Here is a 17,160-nt window from a genome sequence, read left to right as displayed (position 1 = left end):
GCGGGTGTCAGGCCCCGCGCCACCGGGCGCGTCAGAAGGATCAGGTTCGTTGCGGCAGAAGGGAGAGCAGGTAGGCGCCGCCGACCTTTCCGTTGCGCGGTGGCAAGGCGCCGAGTTGCCGCATCATGTCCGTGATCTCGTACTGGCCGAGGTAGCGGGAGAGCAGTCCGTCGGTGAACTCCAGGAAGATGTCACAGCCGTAGGTGCTGAACCGCCGGCTGGGGTCGAGCTTGGGCGGTCCGCTGCCCTCCTGCCGGAACAGGACGACCCCACGACCGTCCTCGGGCGCGGTGAAGAGCTGGATCTCGTCGAAGTGGACGTCGGGCATCGCCTTCCAGATCCGGTCGACGTATTCGCGGAGCGCGTCCCGGCCGTGGATGACCTCCGGCCAGAACACGGTGTCGTCCCACTCGATCTCGGGGTGGAGAAGCGACAGAACCTGCTCGGTGTCGTGCGAGTTCCACGCGGCGAGCCAGTCGGTGGCGAACTTTCGCAGGAAGGCCGTGTCTATGACGCTCGTGTCATTCATGATCTTGATTTTTCCTTTCTGGACCGGTGAATCGGGGGGCTCGCTTGTCGAGGAACGCATCGACGCCTTCTTGCCCGTCCGGCGTTTCGATCAGTGCGGCGATCGACCGGGCTTCGACGTCGAGGTGGTCGCGCAGTGACCGGTTCCCGGCGTCGCGGACCAATCGAGCGGAGGCGGCGAGTGCGGTACGCGGCCCCTGCGCGAGTGAAGCGGCGAGCTGGGCTGCCTCGGTGCGTGCAGTCCCGGGTTCCACCGACCGGCTGACCAAACCCAGGCGTTCGGCTTCGGTGCCGTCCACTTGCCGGTTGGTGAGGATGAGGTCGTTGGCCCGGGCGGGCCCGAGCACGCGGGTGAGCGCCCAGGAGACGCCGCAGTCGGGTGACAGACCCGCGGCGGTGTAGGCGACCACGAAACGCGCTGTTCGTTCCGCCAGCACGATGTCGGCCGCGAGCGCGAAACCGATGCCGCCGCCGGCACAGGCTCCGTGTACCGCCGAAACCACCGGGACCGGTAGAGAGCGCAGTCCCAGGATGGCTTCATGTGCGGTGGCGGCGAGCTCGGCGAGGAGCTTGCCCGGTGCGTCGGCCCGGCCGAACGTCGCCAGATCACCGCCGACGCAGAACTGTGCTCCATGGCCGAAGAGGACCACGGCACCGACATCGGGGGTCTCGGCGACCTCGGCGGTGACGTCACGGAGGGCACGGGCCAGCGAAAGGTCGATCGCGTTGCCCTTCGCGGCTCGTGACAGGCCGACCAGCGCGACGCCATCGGCCAGCTCGAGAGTCACGGGTGGGTGCATCGTGTTCCCCTCACAGACCGAGGTCCCGGCCGATGATCTCCTTCATGATCTCGGTGGTTCCGCCGTAGATGGTCTGGATTCGCGCGTCGGTGTAGGCCCGGCTCACCGGGTATTCGCGCATGTACCCGTACCCGCCGTGCAGCTGGAGGCAGCGGTCGGCGACACGGACCTGTAGCTCGCTCGACCACCACTTCGCCTTGGCGGCCTGGACGGCGGTCAGCTCACCACGTGCGTGCAGCCCCACGCAGTGGTCGATGAACACCCGGGCGATGTCCACCTCGGTGTGCAGCTCGGCCAGCAGGAAGCGGCTGTGCTGGAAGGTGCCGATCGGCTGTCCGAACGCCTGCCGTTCCTTCACGTACTCCATGGTCCGGGCGAGCACGCCCTCCGCGGCCGACACCGCGGTGACCGCCAAGGACAGCCGTTCCTGGGGCAGGTTGCGCACGAGCTGGAAGAATCCCCGGCCTTCGTCGCCGAGGCGGTTGGCCACCGGCACGCGCACGTTCGTGAAGTGCAGCTCACTGGTGTCCTGACCGTGCAGGCCCAGCTTCTCCAGGTTCCGGCCCCGCTCGAAGCCCGGCATGCCACGCTCGACGACGAGGAGGGTGAGACCGCGGTGTTTGTCGTCCGACGTGCGGGCCGCCACCACGACGAGGTCGGCGTTCTGTCCGTTGGAGATGAAGGTCTTCGAGCCGTTGAGCACGTAGTGGTCGCCATCGCGGACCGCGCGCGTCGCGATTCCGGCCAGGTCGCTGCCGGTACCCGGTTCGGTCATGGCGATGGCGCCGACGAGCTCACCCGAGGTCATTCCCGGGAGCCAGCGCTCCTTCTGGTCGTCGTCGGTCAGGTCCAGCATGTACGGGCCGACGACGTCGTTCTGCAGTGCGAGGGAGAGGCCGGCGGACGCGTAGCCGGCGCGGCCGAATTCTTCGTCCACGATCGCGCTGAAGCGCCAGTCGTCGATACCCGCACCGCCGTAGGCCTCCGGCGTGGCGAACATCAGCAGCCCGGCCTCGCCGGCCTTGCGGAACAGGGATCGATCGACGAGGCCGCGCTTCTCCCACTCGTCGTCGTACGGCGCGACCTCGGACTTGAGGAACGACTGGACGGTTTGGCGGAAAAGTTCGTGGTCGGCGTCGTACACCTCTCGCGAATGGCTGCTCACAGTTCACCGCCGGGCAGGAACAGGTCGGGCTTGAGGTCGGACTCGGCGGCGTCGCCGTACCGGTAGGCGCCGAAGTCGGTCACGCCTTCGGCGCGGAGCACGTCATCGTCGATGAAGCAGTTCCCGGTGCAGCTTTCGGCCTTCCGGGACAGGATCGCGTGTGCGGCGTCCGCCATGATCTCCGGCCGTCGCGACACCGCCATCGCCGCGTCGCCTCCGACGATGTTCTGCACGGCGGCGGTCGCGATCGTGGTCCGCGGCCACAGGCAGTTCGCCGCGAGCGGTCGCGGGTGCTCCTGGCCTGAAAGGCCCAGCGTCAGCATGGACATGGCGTACTTGCTGATGGTGTACGGGGCGTGGCGGCGCAGCCAGAGCGGATCGGGGTTGAGCGGCGGGGAGAGCGTCAGCACGTGCGGGTTGGCCGATTCGTACAAGTGCGGCAAAGCCGCGCTGGTGAGGGCGAACGTGCCGCGCGCGTTGATCTCGAGCATCAGGTCGTAGCGCTTGAGCGGCAGCTTGCCGATGGGGGAGAGGGTGATGGCCGACGCGTTGTTCACGACGATGTCGATGCCGCCGAACGTGGCAACGGCCTCCTCCACGGCCCTCGTCACGTCGTCCTCGCGGCGCACGTCACCGACCACCGCGAGCCCTTTCCCGCCCGCGGCCTCGATTTCCGCGACCGCCGTGTGGACCGTGCCCGGCAGCCGCGGGTCGGGTGTGTCGGTCTTGGCCAGCAGCACCACGTTGGCTCCGTCACGAGCCGCCCGGGTGGCGATGGCCAGCCCGATTCCGCGGCTGCCGCCCGACATCACGATGGTGCGCCCGGCCAGCGGGCGCAGATCCTCCTGCGTGGTCACTGGTAGTCCTCTCCGTTCTCGGCCTTGCGCACCAGGGATTCCGGCGGCGTGAACCGCTCGCCGTAGCGCCCGGCGAGTTCGCGGGCGCGGGCGACGAATCCGGGCAGGCCGCCGTCGTACTGGTTGATGTACTGGATGACCCCGCCGGTCCAGGCGGGGAAGCCGATGCCGAGGATCGACCCGATGTTGGCGTCGGCGACGGATCGGAGGACGTTTTCGTCGAGGCACCGGACCGTGTCCAAAGCCTCCGCGAACAGCATCCGCTCCTGCATGTCGGCCAACGGGACTTCGGTGTTGGTCCCGCCGAAGCAGGTCTTCAGCTCGCTCCAAAGGCCCTGTTTGCGCCCGTCTGCGTAGTCGTAGAAGCCGGCGCCGGCGGTGCGTCCCTTGCGGTCGAACGAGTCGATCATCCGGTCGATGACCGCGGCCGCCGGGTGTGCCGGCTTCTCGATGCCGGCTGCGCGGTAGCCCGCGATGGTTTCCTCACGGATCTTGCGCATGAGCGTCAACGACAATTCGTCGACGAGCGCGAGAGCGCCGATCGGGTAGCCGGCTTGCGTGGCGGCCTGCTCGATCGAGGCGGCCGGCACGCCTTCGCCCACCATGGCGATCGCCTCGTTGACGAACTCGAGGATCACACGGCTGGTGAAGAAGCCGCGGCTGTCGTTGACCACGATGGGCGTCTTGGCGATCTGGCGGCCGATGTCGATCGCCTTGGCCAGGGTGGCGTCGCTGGTCTTCTCCCCGACGACGATCTCGAGCAGAGCCATCTTGTCCACCGGGGAAAAGAAGTGCAGGCCGATGAAGTCTTCGGGGCGGGCGACTCCTTCGGCGAGGCTGGTGATCGGCAGCGTCGACGTGTTGGAACCGAGGAGTGCATCCGGTGAGAGGTACTCGACCGTCTCGGCGATGACTTTCTTCTTCAGTTCCGGGTCCTCGAACACCGCCTCGATCAGAATGTCGGCGCCCGCGGCGTCAGCCGGGTCGGTGGTGGGCGTGATCCGGGCCAGGATCTCTTCGCGCTGTTCGGGACTGGTGCTGCCGCGGTGAACGGCCTTGTCCAGGATCTTTCCGCTGTAGCCCTTGCCGCGCTCGGCGGCTTCGAGTGTCACGTCCTTGAGGACCACCTGGATACCGGACTTGGCGGCCACGTAGGCGATGCCCGCGCCCATCATGCCTGCTCCGAGAACGACCAGTTTCTTCGCCCGGTGCGGGGGGTAGCCGTCCGGACGACTGGCGCCCCGGTTGATCGCCTGCATGTCGAAAAACATCGACTTGATGATGTTCGCCGAAATCTGCCCGCAGATCAGGCCGGCGCAGTAACGCGACTCGATGGTGAGCGCGTTGTCGAAATCCACCTGTGAGCCCTCGACGGCCGCCGCGAGAACACTGTGCGGCGCGGGAGCGGGAGAACCGTTGTTCTGCTTGCGCAGCACGGCGGGCAAGGACGGCAGCACCGCGGCCAGGCCGGGGCTCGCCGGAGTACCGCCGGGGATCCGGTGGCCGGGCCGGTCCCAGGGCTGGACGGGCTCCGGATTCGCCGCGATCCACTCCCGCGCGGCGGAGACCAGCTGGGTCGTGTCTTCGGCGACTGCATCGACCAGCCCGTTTTCCAGCGCGGCCGCGGGGCGGAACTTCCGGCCCGTCAGCAAGATCTCCTGCAGGGCCTTCTGCAGGCCGAACAGGCGAACCGTGCGAGTGGTACCGCCACCACCGGGCAGCAGCCCAAGTGTCACCTCGGGGAGGCCGACGGTTGCCGGGGGCGTATCGAGGACGATGCGGTGGTGACAAGCCAGCGCGATCTCGTAGCCGCCGCCGAGGGCGGCACCGTTGATCGCGGCGACGACCGGGCGGCCGAGGGTTTCCAAGCGCCGAAGGGCGGCCTTGACGTCGTTCAGCCACCGGGTGATCTCGTCCGCCTGGTCCTCGGTGGCTCGCATCATCATGCCGAGGTCGCCACCGGCGAAGAACGTCTTCTTCGCGGAGGTGATGATCACGCCGGCGATGGTGTCGCGCTCGTCGTGGAGGTGGTCCACCAGCGCCGGAAGTTCCCGGCGGAACCGCTCGTTCATCGTGTTGGCGGACTGTTCCGGATCGTCCATGGTGACGGTGACGACTCGGTCGGTGTCCTTGTGCCAATGGAACATCGGGTGTTCGTAGCTCGTCATCGGATGTCTCCTCGGGGTTCGGGGTGGGCGTGCTTCAGAGGCGTTCGATGAGGGTCGCGACACCCATGCCGCCGCCGATGCACAGCGTGACTACCGCCCGCCGTGCCTGACGGCGCTCGAGTTCGTCGAGCGCCGTGCCGGTGAGCATGGCGCCCGTCGCGCCCAGCGGGTGGCCCATGGCGATGGCGCCACCGTTGACGTTGACCTTTTCCAGCGGAATCCCGAGGTCTTTGGCGTACTTCAGGGGCACCGCGGCGAAGGCCTCGTTGATCTCGAAGAGGTCGATGTCGGCCACGGTGAGACCGGTGTGCGCGAGCAGCTTGCGGGTCGCGGGGATCGGGCCGGTCAGCATGATCGTCGAATCGGCGCCGGACGTGGCGGTGGCGACGACCCGGCCGCGAGGCGTGAGGCCGTGTTCGGTCCCGGAGCGCTCGTCGCCGATCAGCACCAGCGCGGCACCGTCGACGATGCCCGAAGAGTTGCCGGCGTGGTGGACGTGGTCGATTCGCTCCACCCAGTGGTACCGCTGGAGCGCCACGGCGTCGAACCCGCCCTGGGCGCCGAGCTTGGCGAACGACGGCTTGAGCCCGGCCAGCGATTCGGCCGTTGTCGCCGGGCGCATGTGCTCGTCCTGATCGAGCACCGGAACCCCGTTGCGGTCGTGCACCGGGACGATGGACTTGGCGAAGTAGCCTCCGGACCAGGCACTCGCGGCGAGCCGCTGGGACCTCTCGGCGTAGCTGTCCACCGTTTCGCGGGTGAATCCCTCGATCGTGGCGATGAGGTCGGCGCTGATCCCCTGGGGGACGAACGAGGTCGCGAAGTTGGTCTCGGGGTCGTTCATCCAGGCGCCGCCGTCGGAGCCGAGGGGCAGCCGTGACATCGATTCCACGCCGCCGGCGATGATCAGGCGGTCCCAGCCGGACCGGACTTTCTGCGCGGCGGTGTTGACCGCCTCGAGGCCGGAACCGCAGAACCGGTTCACCTGGACCCCCGCGACGTTGTCCGGGAGCCCGGCGGCCATGGCCGCGGTCCGCGGCAGCACCGATCCCTGGTCACCCAGGGGCGAGACGATGCCGAGGACGAGGTCGTCGATCGCGGCCGGGTCGAGGCCGGGATGCCGGGCGCGCAACTCGTCGATCAGTCCGACCACGAGGGACACCGGCTTGATCGTGTGCAGCGACCCGGTGCTCTTGCCCCGGCCGCGGGGCGTTCGGATCGCGTCGTAGATGAACGCTTCCGGGATCGGCGAGGAGTAGGTCATCAGTGGCGCTTCCTTCCGGTCTGCACTCCAGGCGGGCTTGACGGCGACCGTAGCCTAGTTAATATTCACTAGGCAAGCGTCGGCGATGGCGAGGGACCTAAGAGGACAGAAAGGCGCTCGAGTGGCCAAGACGACTGTGCGGAAGGGGCATTCCGGCGCCGCACTGCGTCCGGACGCCGCGCAACGCCGCCGCCAGCTGGCGGAGACCGCCGCGCGGTGGTTCCACCGGTACGGGTTCCATCACGTCTCGCTGGCCGACGTGGCAAGCGAGGTCGGCTTGACCGCTCCCGCCCTCTATCGGCATTTCCGGAACAAGAAGGCACTGCTGGCTGCCGCTGTCGGTGCAGGCCTCGACGTGGTCGAGGCGGCGTGGGAGAACTCAGGACCGGAGTTCGCCGAGCTGCTGTCCGGGCTGGTCGGCGCCGCGCTTCAACGGCGCGATCTGTGGGCGCTGCTGCAGCGCGAGGTCCGTCACCTGGACGAGACCGAGCGCGTGGCCGTGGACACCCGGTTCGAAAGACTGGTTGCCCGGCTGTCGTCCAGGATGGCGCTCGAGCGTCCTGATGCCGACGACAAGCAGGTCCGGCTGTTCGTGGTCGCGGTGCTCGGGGTGCTGGCGAGCCCCGCCGTCAGTGGGTTGCGCGTTTCGCCGGCGTTCTACCAGGGTGTTCTCGCGGCCGCCGCACTCGCCGCGGCCACGGTGGAGCTACCGGCGCCCATTGATGCCGCAGAGCCGGTTGCCGCGCCGGACGATTATGCCCGTTCGCGCAGTGAGGAGCTGCTGGAGACGGCCATCGCGCTGTTTCACAACCGGGGATACGCCGCGGTCAAGCTCGACGAGATCGGGGCGGCGGTCGGTTTGGCCGGTCCCAGCGTCTATCACCATTTCGCGACGAAGTCCGACTTGCTCGTGGAGGCGTTCAGCAGGGCTGCCCGGGGACTGGGCCGGAGCCGCGGGCGAGCCGCGCTGGCGGACCTGGTGCACAGCTACATCGATCTCGGTGTCCGGCAACGTCAACTCTTCGGCGTTTATGTCACCGAAGTGGTCAACCTGCCGCCGGAGGACGCCCGTCGCATCAGAACGGAGCTCACGGCGGACATCGCAGAATGGGCTGCCGCGCTTCGGCGATCCCGCCCGGAACTTGCCGAGAGTACGAGTCTGATCCTCGTCCACGCGGCCAGAGGGATCGTGAACGACGTCGTTCGCGTCGGCGGGCTGCACAACCGTCCTGGGATCACCGGGGAGCTCGACGCACTCGTCCACGCGGTACTGAACGCGGACGTGAGTTGAAGTCGCCGTAACAAACCAGAAAGGACACGTCCGCATGGGTGTCTACCAATACCTGGTCACGTCCGTCGACGCCGGTGTCGGGGTGATTCAGCTGAACCACCCCCAGAAACGCAACGCGCTCGGTTGGGAGTTGCACCGCGAGATCATCGCGGCGCTGGAGGGGTGGACTGAGGACGACGACGTCGCCGCGGTCCTGCTCGTCGGCAATGAGGACTACTTCTGCGCCGGCTGGGCGCTCGACGTCCTCGAACAGGTCGAAGGGGACGATCTCATCCGGTTCAACGACCTGGCGTGCAAGCTGATGACCACGGTGTACGACTACCGGAAGCCGACGGTGGCGGCGGTGGCGGGCGTGGCGCCGGGATACGGGATGGACTTGGCGAACATGTGCGACATCACCGTCGCATCGGAGAACGCGACATTCGGGTCCACGCAGGTCAAGTATGCGATGAATGGTTTCTACCACGGCATGCTGCGCAAGGTGGGCGCACAGCGGGCTCGCCGGATGCTTTTCACCGGTGACCCGATCGACGCCCAGGAGGCTTGCCGGGTCGGCCTGGTCGACGAGGTGGTTCCGGTCGGGACGGTCCGAGAGAGCGGTCTCCGGCTGGCTCGGCACATCGCCGAGGCCGGTGCGGAACTGACGACGGTCCTCAAGGAGGTCGCGCTGCGCGCGAGCAACATGGACCACATCGGTGCCACCGCCTACGAGCTGCGCGTGACCGCGGACCTGATTCAGCGCGGCCTGTTCACCCGGCGCCTTGCCTCGGGACTGGCCGCCTTGCGGTCGGGAAACAGCAGGGCCGCCGAGCGGCTGCGGCCCTGATCGTGGGTCGCTGCCGCGTTCTCGCTCGTCCGGGACAGGAGATCACGGCAGCGCGCCACTTCCCTAGTGAATATTAACTAGGTAAGCTTCGTCGCAGTACACGGCCGCGGTGACAGGCAGGACCGGCCGGATCGAAGGGAGCACGTCGATGAAGACGGCAGCAGAATCGGCTGTGGAAAACCGGTATGCCGGGTATCGCGCGAACGGTCTGTGGACCGATGACCGGATCGGCGACCTGCTGCCGTCGCAGGCGGCCCGGTACCCGGACAAAGAGCTGTTCTGCTTCGAAGGGCGTCGAGTCACCTACCGCGAGTTCGAGGGATGGACCGCGGCCGTCGCGGCCGACCTGATCCGGCGTGGGATACGGCCGGGGGACCGCGTGCTCGTCCAGCTGTCCAACTGCCTGGAGGCGTTGGTCCTGCAGGTGGCGGCGTTCCGGATCGGCGCGATCGACGTGCCGATTGTGCCGATCTACCGCGAGCACGAGCTGCGCCGCATCCTGGCCGACTGCCGGCCCGCGGCGATCGCGGTGGCGGCCGAGGTCAGCAGCCGCCGCCCGGCCGAAGAGATCGACGCCCTGCTCGGCGAGCTCGGCCAAGAGCCGCGGGCGAAATACGTCGTGGGCGGGAACCGGGATGGCTGGGACCAGGTCACGGCAGCCCGGCCCGAGGACGTCGAACTGCCCGAGCCGCTTCCCGCGGACGAGCCGGCGCTGCTGCTCTACACCTCGGGGACGACTTCCGCGCCCAAGGGGGCGCTGCTGTCCAGCCAGGCGCTGTTCGCCCACATGCGCAACTTCCGGGACGCGCTCGAGGCCGGCGAGCACACGGTCACGCTTGCCGCGACACCGCTGTCGCACCTCGGAGGCTTCATCGCCGGCGTGATCTTCCCGGCGTTCCTGGGTGGGCGGTCGGTGATCATGCGCGGCTGGCAGCCCGACGAGGCGGTCACGCTCATCGAGCAGGAGCGGGTGAACCTGATGATGGGCGCCACGTTGTTCGTCGCCGATCTTGTCGAGCGGTACGAGCGCGGTCTCTCGGCCGGCCATCGTCTTTCGACCTATGCGTGCGCGGGGGCGGCGATCCCCGGAGCGCTCGTCGACCGCGCGGCCGGCGTGGGGATTTCGGTGGTCCGGGCCTACGGCATGACGGAGACGGCCGGGGTCTGCGCCATCGCGGCAGCCGGTGACCCGTTGGCCCGGCGCCGGGATTGGGACGGCCGGGTCTTGTCCGGGATGGAAATCCAGGCCGTCGACGACGAGCGAAGAGTTCTGCCGCCGGGGACCTCCGGTGAGCTGCGCATCCGAGGACCGCAGCTGCTTTCCGGCTACACCGACCCCGATCTCAACACGCAGCAGTTCGACGACGAGGGGTGGTTCTACCCCGGTGACGTGGGCCGGGTGGACACGTCGGGCTGGGTGCAGATGACCGGGCGCAGCAAGGACATCATCAACCGCGGTGGTGAGAAGTTCTCGACGATGGACATCGAGATCGCGATCGCCTCGCACCCGGACATCGACTCGGTCGCCATCACCGCCTACCCCGATGCACGCCTGGGCGAGGCCGTCGGGGCCTGGCTGGTCCTCAAATCCGATGTGACCTGGAACGGTCCGGAGTACCTCATCGCACACCTCGAACACGCCAAGCTCGCCCGGCAGAAGATTCCCACGCAATGGCATGTCGTGCGGGAAATTCCGCGAAGCGTGACGGGGAAGATCCAGAAGCATCGGCTCGCCGAGCTCGACGACATCAATTCGTAGAAACGCAGCTTCTCGAAAAGGACAGGGTGGATGACCGAGTACGAAAACATCGCGGCGACCGTCAAGAACGGCGTCGGCACGATCACGTTCACGCGACTCGAGCGACGCAACGCACTCAGTGTCGAGTTGATGACCGATCTGAGCGACCAGCTGGATGCCTGGGTGTACGACGACGAAGTCGCCGCGGTCGTACTCACCGGCGGTGAGGACGTCTTCTGCGCCGGACTGGACCTGGATCTGCAGTCCGGTTTCACGGACGAGACCCGCGCGATCTATTCCGAAGCTTGCTTGCGTGCCTACGGAACCCTGCTCGACTACCGCAAGCCGACGATCGCCGCTGTCGGCGGTCCCGCTCTGGGTGGTGGCTGTGACGTCGCGGTGTTCACCGACATCCGGATCGGCAGCGAGAACGCCATCTTCGGGTACCCGCAGATCAAGTTCGGCCTCACGCCGTATTTTTCGCCGCTGTGGCGGATCGTGGGGTTGAGCCAGGCGAAGCTGCTGACCTTCTCGGGCGATCGCATCGATGCCGCCGAGGCACTGCGGATCGGCCTGATCGACCGGTTGGCGCCGGCCGGTGAGGTCATCGATGTCGCGACCGCACTCGCCTCCTCGATTGCCGAGACGACGGTGAAGTCGGCGGTGAACAACAAGGAGATGGCGCGTACGTCGCCCGCGCTGGATCCGGTCAGCGCGCTGACTTATGAGACGCTGGCGTACCGCGAGGTGATCTGGCACCCGGACATCGTCGCGCGGATCAACGAAGCGTATCGCCGGATCAAGAAGAAGTAAGAGGGTTCGCCGCGAGCTCGGAGAGGGGTACGTCATGCCGCAGATCCGCGTCGACGGGGCCGGCCCCGTCCGGCAGCTTCGCTTGAGCCGGCCTGCGCGGCACAACGCGCAGACACCGCTCATGTGGGCCGAGCTCGCGGCCGCCGGTCGGGAGCTTTCCTCGGATCCGGAGGTGCGGTGCGTCGTCGTGTCCGGGGAAGGCGGCTCCTTCAGTTCCGGCATCGATCTGGACGAGATGCGCCGGCCGGACGGCTTCATCCGGCGGCTCGCCGCCCATCCTCCCGGGGACCCCGATCCGATGATGGCGGACATCGCGGTCGCCCAGGAGGCTTTCCGGTGGATGGCCGATGCGCCGTTCCTGGTCATCGCCGCCGTCACCGGAGTGGCATTCGGAGCGGGTTGCCAGCTCGCGCTTGCGTGCGATCTGCGCATCGTCGCGACCGACGCCCGGCTCGCTCTTCGCGAGGTACGCTACGGGCTGATTCCGGACATGGGGGGCGACGTTCGCGTTGCCACGACTGGTAGGCCGCGAACGCGCACTCGACCTGATCCTCAGTGGCAGGGAGTTCAGTGGAGCCGAAGCGGTCGCTTGGGGACTCGCTCTGAGCGACCATCCTGGGCCGGAAGTGCTCGCGGCCGCCTCCGAGTACGCGGAGCAGGTTGCGCGTACTCCCCGCGCGGGGATCGGCTACGTCAAGGCCGCTGTGGACGAGCGAGACCGGAACCGAAGCCTTCGGCTCGCCGGGCTGGGCCAGGCAGCCTGTATCCGGCAGGCGGTGCTCCCGGATTGATCGGTACGGCACCGGACAGCGGTACCCGTGTTCGCCTCGCTGAATGAGGCCGGCCGGCGTTCGGATGAAGGGAACAGGATGAACATCGACCTCGACGGGCTGCCGGCAGTCGTCACTGGTTCCTCGCGGGGGCTGGGCCGGGCCTTCGCCCTGGCGCTCGCGGAAGCCGGCGCCCGGGTGGTGGTGAACGGGACTCGGCCCGGCCCGGTGCAGGAGACGGCGGACGCGATCAGGAAGGCGGGCGGCACCGCTGTGACCGCGGTCGGCTCGGTCGCCGATCACAGCTTCTGCCAGGACTTGATCGAGACGTGCGTAGGGGAGTTCGGCTCGATCGGGTTGCTCGTCAACAACGCCGGGCTGACGCGGGACCACTCGCTGCTCAAGATGACCCCGGAAGCGTTCGACGAAGTCGTCGCCGTCCACCTGCGGGGAACCTGGTCGTGCGTGTCCGCTGCGGCCAAGGTCATGCGCTCGACCGGCGGTCGCATCGTCAACATCTCCTCGGGTGCAGGCTTGTTCGGCATGTTCGGGCAGGGGAACTACGCGGCGGCGAAGGCGGGCATCGTGGGGCTCAACCGAGTGATAGATCTCGAGCTGGCGAGGTTCGGCGTGCGGTCCAACGTGCTTGCGCCAGTAGCTCGCACAGACATGACCGCCGTGTTCGACGGCGCAGTCGCGCATCAGCTCGAGTTCCCGCCGCCGGAGTCGGTCGCGCCGATCGTCGTCTATCTCGCCGGCGAGGGTGCGCGCGACATCCGAGGCCAGGTGCTGTCGTTCGACGGCACGGTGCTGTCGGTCTGGTCGCACCCACGGGCGGTGTCCACTGTCGAGCACACCAGCGGGTGGACGCCCGGCGAATTCGCTCGCGCACTCACACCGGAGGTCATGGAATCCGCCCATCCGGACCGGTGGGGTGCGGGCGTCCTGTCGTCGTGACCAGCTGATCGTGCCCTCCCGTTCATCCCTCGGAGGAAATTCCGGACCGAGCCAGCACAATCTCGACGTAGCGTTCGAGAGACCACTTGAGGTCCTCGAGGTCGATCGGTGCCTGCAACTGCTGGACGCCGACCACGATGGCGTATCCCAACGTCGCGAGCCGATCGGCCTCCGGGTCCCCGGGCGAGGCGTTCAGCACGGCTCGCCGGATGAGGCCGAGCCGTAGTTCGTCGACTTCGCGCTGGACAGCTTCGACGGCGGAATCGAACTTGCTCCACGCGCGGATCGCAGCTTCGGCCTCGTGGGGAACCGTCATGGCGATCATCGTCAGCTTCCGGAACCGTTCGGCCGGCTCGTCGACCAGTTCGGCAGCCTCGATGAGCTGCTTGGTGAGCTCTTGCCGCCAGTTCTTCAGGAACTGGTCGACAAAATCCTTCCAGTTGCGAAAGTAGTTGTAGAACGATCCCGTGGAAGCTCCGACGACCTTGCACAGCTTCGTGACCTGCAATCCGCCGGCGCCCTGCGAAGAAAGGATCTCGATGGCGCCCTCGAAGTACTGCTGACGCGTGACCAACGTCGGCACTGCCGCTCCTGTCTGCAAGGTGTCCCCCGCCGCTTCCACTTGACCGTTCGGTCAGGATAGCTCATCCGACCTGCCAACATAATCCAGATTATGTTGGAGCGCCTGATCAGTGCTCGATGGTCGCGGATGTCCGGCGATCGCCGGGTCCCCTACGGATCTTCCGTGCAAGAGTGTCACCCATACGGGTGACACTCTTGATAGCTGTTTGAGCAGTGGAGATTGTGAGTTCTGCCTGGTGTTCGGCGGGTTCGTGGTCCTCGGCGTCGCTGGCTTGCGGGCTGCATCCCGGCGTCTCGAAGGAAGGGTGCAGCGTCGCAACCTTGCCTAGAATCTATTTTATGTTAAAGTTCGTCGCGTTGGTGACACCGGTCACGGAGTCGCCAGGTCAAGCGGACGAACGGTCCAACGTGGACAGCTGATCTTCGTTGGTGAACCGAGTCCGTCAGAGGTGCGCCGGTGCACGTCCGTGTCGTCGGCGCGCCCGAAAGCCGCCGAGAGAACGGATTGTGTGATGGATGTGCGGGGCTTGCGCTGCGTGGTGACCGGGGCGGCATCGGGAATCGGCGAAGAGGTGGCCCGACAGTTGCTCGCCGGTGGTGCCTCCGTGACGGCTTTGGACCTCAAGGCTCCGGCTGAACCCGTCGACCGGTTCATCGAGTGCGATCTCGCTGATCCGGCAAGTATCGACCGGGCGGTCGGCGAGCTCGGATCCGGCTGGGACGTCCTGTGCAACGTCGCCGGAGTTCCCGGTACGGCACCGGCGGGGCTGGTGATGAAGGTGAACTTCCTGGGGCTCCGGCACTTGACCGAGCAGTTCTTCGACCGTCTGAACCCCGGTGGCGCGATCGTCGTGGTCGCGTCGATGGCCGGGTTCGGCTGGCCACAGCGGGTCGACTCGATCCGGGACTTCCTCGCCACCGATGACTTCGCCGCGGGCTTGGAGTGGCTCGACCGCAACCCGATCGCCGGGAACGCGTACAACTTCTCGAAGGAAGTCGCGACCGTCTACGTGATGACGATGGGGCTGGCGCTCGCCGAGAGGCAGCTCCGGATCAACGCGGTCAGCCCCGGCCCGGTCGAGACACCGATCCTGACCGACTTCGAAGCCACGATGGGCAAGGAAAACCTCGACGGCGTCCGGGATCTGGTGGGCCGCCACGCGACGCCGGCGGACATCGCGCCGGCGGTGGTCTTCCTGGCATCCAGGGACGCGGGATGGCTCAACGGCGTCAACATCGGCGCCGACGGTGGAATCGGTGGCGCGGTCGTCTCGGGCCTGATCCCCGCACCGGAGATCTGAGGCCACTGCCGTCACCCCTTCGGTTCGTCCAACAGATCTGTCTTGAAGGAGTACTCGTCATGCCCGGATTCACCTCTGTGGAAGAAGTCAACAAGTACATCGGTGGCATTTTCGAGAAGGCGTTCACCGACGACAGCATCGGGCCGAAGCTCGCTGCGACCGGCATGTCGCTGCGGATGAACTTCACGGACCCCGACTCGGTCGTCACCGTCGAGCTCGGCGAGCGGCGAGTGCTGACCGGCGACGACGCGAAAATCGACGCCGACGCCGTGCTGTCCATGTCGTCCGACACCGCGAACCGCTACTGGCAGGGCAAAGTCAGCCTGCCACTGGCGATGGCCAAGGGGAAACTCAAGGTCGGTGGATCCGCGGCACAGCTGTTGAAGCTGGCGCCGATCGCGAAGGACCTTTACCCGGTTTACGTGGCGATGCTCAAGGCCGACAACCGTGACGACCTCGTCGTCGCCTGATCTGCGGAGGGCATCGATGACCGCGACGAAACGCGATTACGACACGATCGATCTGTCGGACATGGCCTTCTGGGCGAAGTCCGCCGACGAACGGGAGGCAGTGTTCGCCCGGCTGCGTGACGAACGGCCGGTCTCGTGGCAGCGGCCGATCACCAGCCCGTTGATGGGCGAGGTGAACGAGGGGGAGACCGGCTACTGGGCCGTGGTCCGCAACGAAGACATCGTCACGGTCAGCCGGAATGCCGATGTCTTCTCATCGGGTTCCGGCGGCGTGACCTTCGAGGACGTGCCGGACGAGATCCTCGAGATGGCGACGTCCATCCTCACGATGGATTCGCCGCGCCACGGAAAGGTCCGGCGCGTGATCAGCTCCACCTTCACCCCCAAAAGGATCGCGCTGATCCAGGACCAGATCGCGGAGCAGGCACGCAAGATCGTCGATGCCATCGCCCCGCTGGGCGAGGTCGAGTTCGTGTCCGCGGTGTCCGCCCGGCTTCCGATGTGGACGATCTCCGAGATGATCGGCATCCCGGAGGACCAGCGCGAGGCGGTCACCGACGCGGCGAATCTCATGGTCTCCTGGGACGACGAGGACGTCACCGGCGAAATGGACGCCGCCACCGCCATGCTCAACGGGATCGTGACACTGCACGGCGTCTGCCAGGACGTCATCGACGCCAGGCGGGCGAAGCCCGCGGACGACCTGATGACGGCACTGGTCCAGGCGGAAGTCGATGGTGTCGCCCTCACCGACGACGAGATCCGCTCGTTCTTCGTGCTGTTGTGCGTCGCCGGCAACGACACGACGAAGCAGACCACCACCCAGACGCTTCGAGCCCTCACCCGATTCCCGGACCAGCGTGCGTACCTCGCCGCGGACTTCGACGAGCGGATCGATGCCGCGGTCGACGAGTTCGTCCGCTGGGCGACCCCGGTGATGACCTTCCGTCGCACCGCTCTCGAGCGGTTCGAGCTGTCAGGTCAGGTCATCGAGCCCGGGGACAAGGTCGTGATGTTCTACAGCTCCGGTAACCGGGACGACCGGGTGTTTCCGAACCCGGGGGCGTTCGACCTGGCCAGGGACAACCGCAACCACGTCGCCTTCGGCGGGCGCGGCCCGCACTACTGCCTCGGTAACCACCTGGCGAAGACACAGCTCAAGGCGATCTTCTCGGAGCTGTTGACGCGCCTGCCCGACATCCGGGCCGACGGTGAACCCGAATACCTGACGAGCACGTTCATCAACGGGATCAAGCGGCAGCGGTGCGTTTTCACGCCACAACGTTGAGTCCCGCCGGCGCCGTCGTGGGCGCCGGCCCGGTACCGCACAAGGAGGTGTCATGGGTGCCGAGGTGGTCATCGAAGGTCTGACCAAGTCCTTCGGACGTCAGACGATCTGGCGGGACGTCACGTTGACGCTCCCTCCGGGCGAGGTTTCGGCGATGCTCGGACCGTCGGGAACCGGCAAGTCGGTGTTCCTCAAGTCCATGATCGGGCTGCTCAAGCCCGACCGCGGCCGGTGCGTGATCAACGGTGTCGACATCGTCACCTGCTCCGAGCACAAGCTCTACGAGATCCGGAAGCTCTTCGGCGTCCTCTTCCAGGACGGCGCGCTGTTCGGCTCGATGAA

17 protein-coding genes and 1 pseudogene are annotated in these 17,160 nt (G+C 67.1%); 11 read left to right on the top strand and 7 right to left on the bottom strand.

From position 1 onward, the window contains the following. Nucleotides 1-40 precede the first annotated feature (40 nt). The 6 genes from AB0J40_RS28725 to AB0J40_RS28700 are packed head-to-tail and all read right to left on the bottom strand — an operon-like array spanning nucleotide 41 to nucleotide 6,782. A complete protein-coding gene (locus tag AB0J40_RS28725) occupies nucleotides 41-529 on the bottom strand; it encodes a nuclear transport factor 2 family protein (RefSeq protein WP_364458584.1) in 489 nt (162 codons plus the stop codon). Continuing rightward, nucleotides 522-1,316: an enoyl-CoA hydratase-related protein gene (locus AB0J40_RS28720; protein WP_364458581.1), complete on the bottom strand. Its 795-nt coding sequence runs from the start codon at nucleotides 1,314-1,316 to the stop codon at nucleotides 522-524. The genes AB0J40_RS28725 and AB0J40_RS28720 overlap by 8 nt, the downstream gene beginning before the upstream one ends. 22 nt (nucleotides 1,317-1,338) lie before the next feature. After that, on the bottom strand, nucleotides 1,339-2,493 hold the full coding sequence (locus AB0J40_RS28715) for an acyl-CoA dehydrogenase family protein (RefSeq protein WP_364458578.1): 1,155 nt from the start codon (nucleotides 2,491-2,493) through the stop codon (nucleotides 1,339-1,341). After that, the gene (locus AB0J40_RS28710; RefSeq protein ID WP_364458575.1) at nucleotides 2,490-3,350 is read right to left on the bottom strand and encodes an NAD(P)-dependent oxidoreductase; all 861 of its coding nucleotides are present in this window, start codon (nucleotides 3,348-3,350) and stop codon (nucleotides 2,490-2,492) included. Before AB0J40_RS28710 ends, AB0J40_RS28715 begins: the two co-directional genes overlap by 4 nt. Next, nucleotides 3,347-5,518, bottom strand: a complete 2,172-nt coding sequence (locus AB0J40_RS28705; RefSeq protein ID WP_364458572.1) for a 3-hydroxyacyl-CoA dehydrogenase NAD-binding domain-containing protein — start codon at nucleotides 5,516-5,518, stop codon at nucleotides 3,347-3,349. The genes AB0J40_RS28710 and AB0J40_RS28705 overlap by 4 nt, the downstream gene beginning before the upstream one ends. A gap of 34 nt (nucleotides 5,519-5,552) precedes the next feature. Beyond that, nucleotides 5,553-6,782 carry an acetyl-CoA C-acetyltransferase gene (locus AB0J40_RS28700; RefSeq protein WP_364458569.1) on the bottom strand — a complete coding sequence of 410 codons (1,230 nt, stop codon included), beginning with the start codon at nucleotides 6,780-6,782 and terminating at the stop codon, nucleotides 5,553-5,555. 121 nt (nucleotides 6,783-6,903) lie between these two features. On the opposite strand from AB0J40_RS28700, the gene AB0J40_RS28695 reads away from it, so the two are divergent. The 7 genes and pseudogenes from AB0J40_RS28695 (at nucleotide 6,904) to AB0J40_RS28665 (ending at nucleotide 13,177) form a co-directional block, all read left to right on the top strand. After that, nucleotides 6,904-8,073, top strand: a complete 1,170-nt coding sequence (locus tag AB0J40_RS28695; protein ID WP_364458566.1) for a helix-turn-helix domain-containing protein — start codon at nucleotides 6,904-6,906, stop codon at nucleotides 8,071-8,073. A 34-nt stretch (nucleotides 8,074-8,107) separates the two neighbouring features. After that, the gene (locus AB0J40_RS28690; protein WP_364458563.1) at nucleotides 8,108-8,899 is read left to right on the top strand and encodes an enoyl-CoA hydratase/isomerase family protein; all 792 of its coding nucleotides are present in this window, start codon (nucleotides 8,108-8,110) and stop codon (nucleotides 8,897-8,899) included. A gap of 148 nt (nucleotides 8,900-9,047) precedes the next feature. Next, nucleotides 9,048-10,658, top strand: coding sequence for an AMP-binding protein (locus AB0J40_RS28685; protein ID WP_364458560.1), 1,611 nt, complete (start codon nucleotides 9,048-9,050; stop codon nucleotides 10,656-10,658). Nucleotides 10,659-10,688: 30 nt separating this feature from the next. Continuing rightward, a complete protein-coding gene (locus tag AB0J40_RS28680) occupies nucleotides 10,689-11,450 on the top strand; it encodes an enoyl-CoA hydratase/isomerase family protein (protein WP_364458557.1) in 762 nt (253 codons plus the stop codon). Nucleotides 11,451-11,484: 34 nt separating this feature from the next. Further along, nucleotides 11,485-11,952 (top strand): annotated as a pseudogene (locus AB0J40_RS28675) (enoyl-CoA hydratase/isomerase family protein); the annotation flags it as partial. Between the two features lie 7 nt (nucleotides 11,953-11,959). Next, the gene (locus AB0J40_RS28670; RefSeq protein ID WP_364458554.1) at nucleotides 11,960-12,241 is read left to right on the top strand and encodes a hypothetical protein; all 282 of its coding nucleotides are present in this window, start codon (nucleotides 11,960-11,962) and stop codon (nucleotides 12,239-12,241) included. Nucleotides 12,242-12,319: 78 nt separating this feature from the next. Then, nucleotides 12,320-13,177 (top strand): SDR family NAD(P)-dependent oxidoreductase, encoded by an 858-nt coding sequence (locus AB0J40_RS28665; protein ID WP_364458551.1) that lies wholly within the window; start codon nucleotides 12,320-12,322, stop codon nucleotides 13,175-13,177. Between the two features lie 22 nt (nucleotides 13,178-13,199). Here the strand turns inward: AB0J40_RS28665 and AB0J40_RS28660 are convergent, their stop codons facing one another. Further along, complete coding sequence (locus tag AB0J40_RS28660) at nucleotides 13,200-13,760, bottom strand: TetR/AcrR family transcriptional regulator (RefSeq protein WP_364458549.1); 561 nt, start codon at nucleotides 13,758-13,760, stop codon at nucleotides 13,200-13,202. Nucleotides 13,761-14,271: 511 nt separating this feature from the next. Here AB0J40_RS28660 and AB0J40_RS28655 point away from each other — a divergent pair. From AB0J40_RS28655 to AB0J40_RS28640, 4 genes are all read left to right on the top strand, one after another. Beyond that, nucleotides 14,272-15,060, top strand: a complete 789-nt coding sequence (locus AB0J40_RS28655; RefSeq protein ID WP_364458546.1) for a coniferyl-alcohol dehydrogenase — start codon at nucleotides 14,272-14,274, stop codon at nucleotides 15,058-15,060. A 59-nt stretch (nucleotides 15,061-15,119) separates the two neighbouring features. Further along, complete coding sequence (locus AB0J40_RS28650) at nucleotides 15,120-15,530, top strand: SCP2 sterol-binding domain-containing protein (RefSeq protein ID WP_364458543.1); 411 nt, start codon at nucleotides 15,120-15,122, stop codon at nucleotides 15,528-15,530. A gap of 16 nt (nucleotides 15,531-15,546) precedes the next feature. Beyond that, nucleotides 15,547-16,818 (top strand): cytochrome P450, encoded by a 1,272-nt coding sequence (locus tag AB0J40_RS28645; protein ID WP_364458540.1) that lies wholly within the window; start codon nucleotides 15,547-15,549, stop codon nucleotides 16,816-16,818. Nucleotides 16,819-16,870: 52 nt separating this feature from the next. After that, on the top strand, nucleotides 16,871-17,160 hold a 290-nt coding region (locus AB0J40_RS28640; protein WP_364458537.1), incomplete at its 3' end, for an ATP-binding cassette domain-containing protein.

Origin of the sequence: Amycolatopsis sp. NPDC049691 (assembly GCF_040675005.1) — a bacterium.
GTDB lineage: Bacteria > Actinomycetota > Actinomycetes > Mycobacteriales > Pseudonocardiaceae > Amycolatopsis.
The sequence above is the reverse complement of the archived record's forward strand: the minus strand, read 5'-3'. Positions and strand labels throughout refer to the sequence as shown.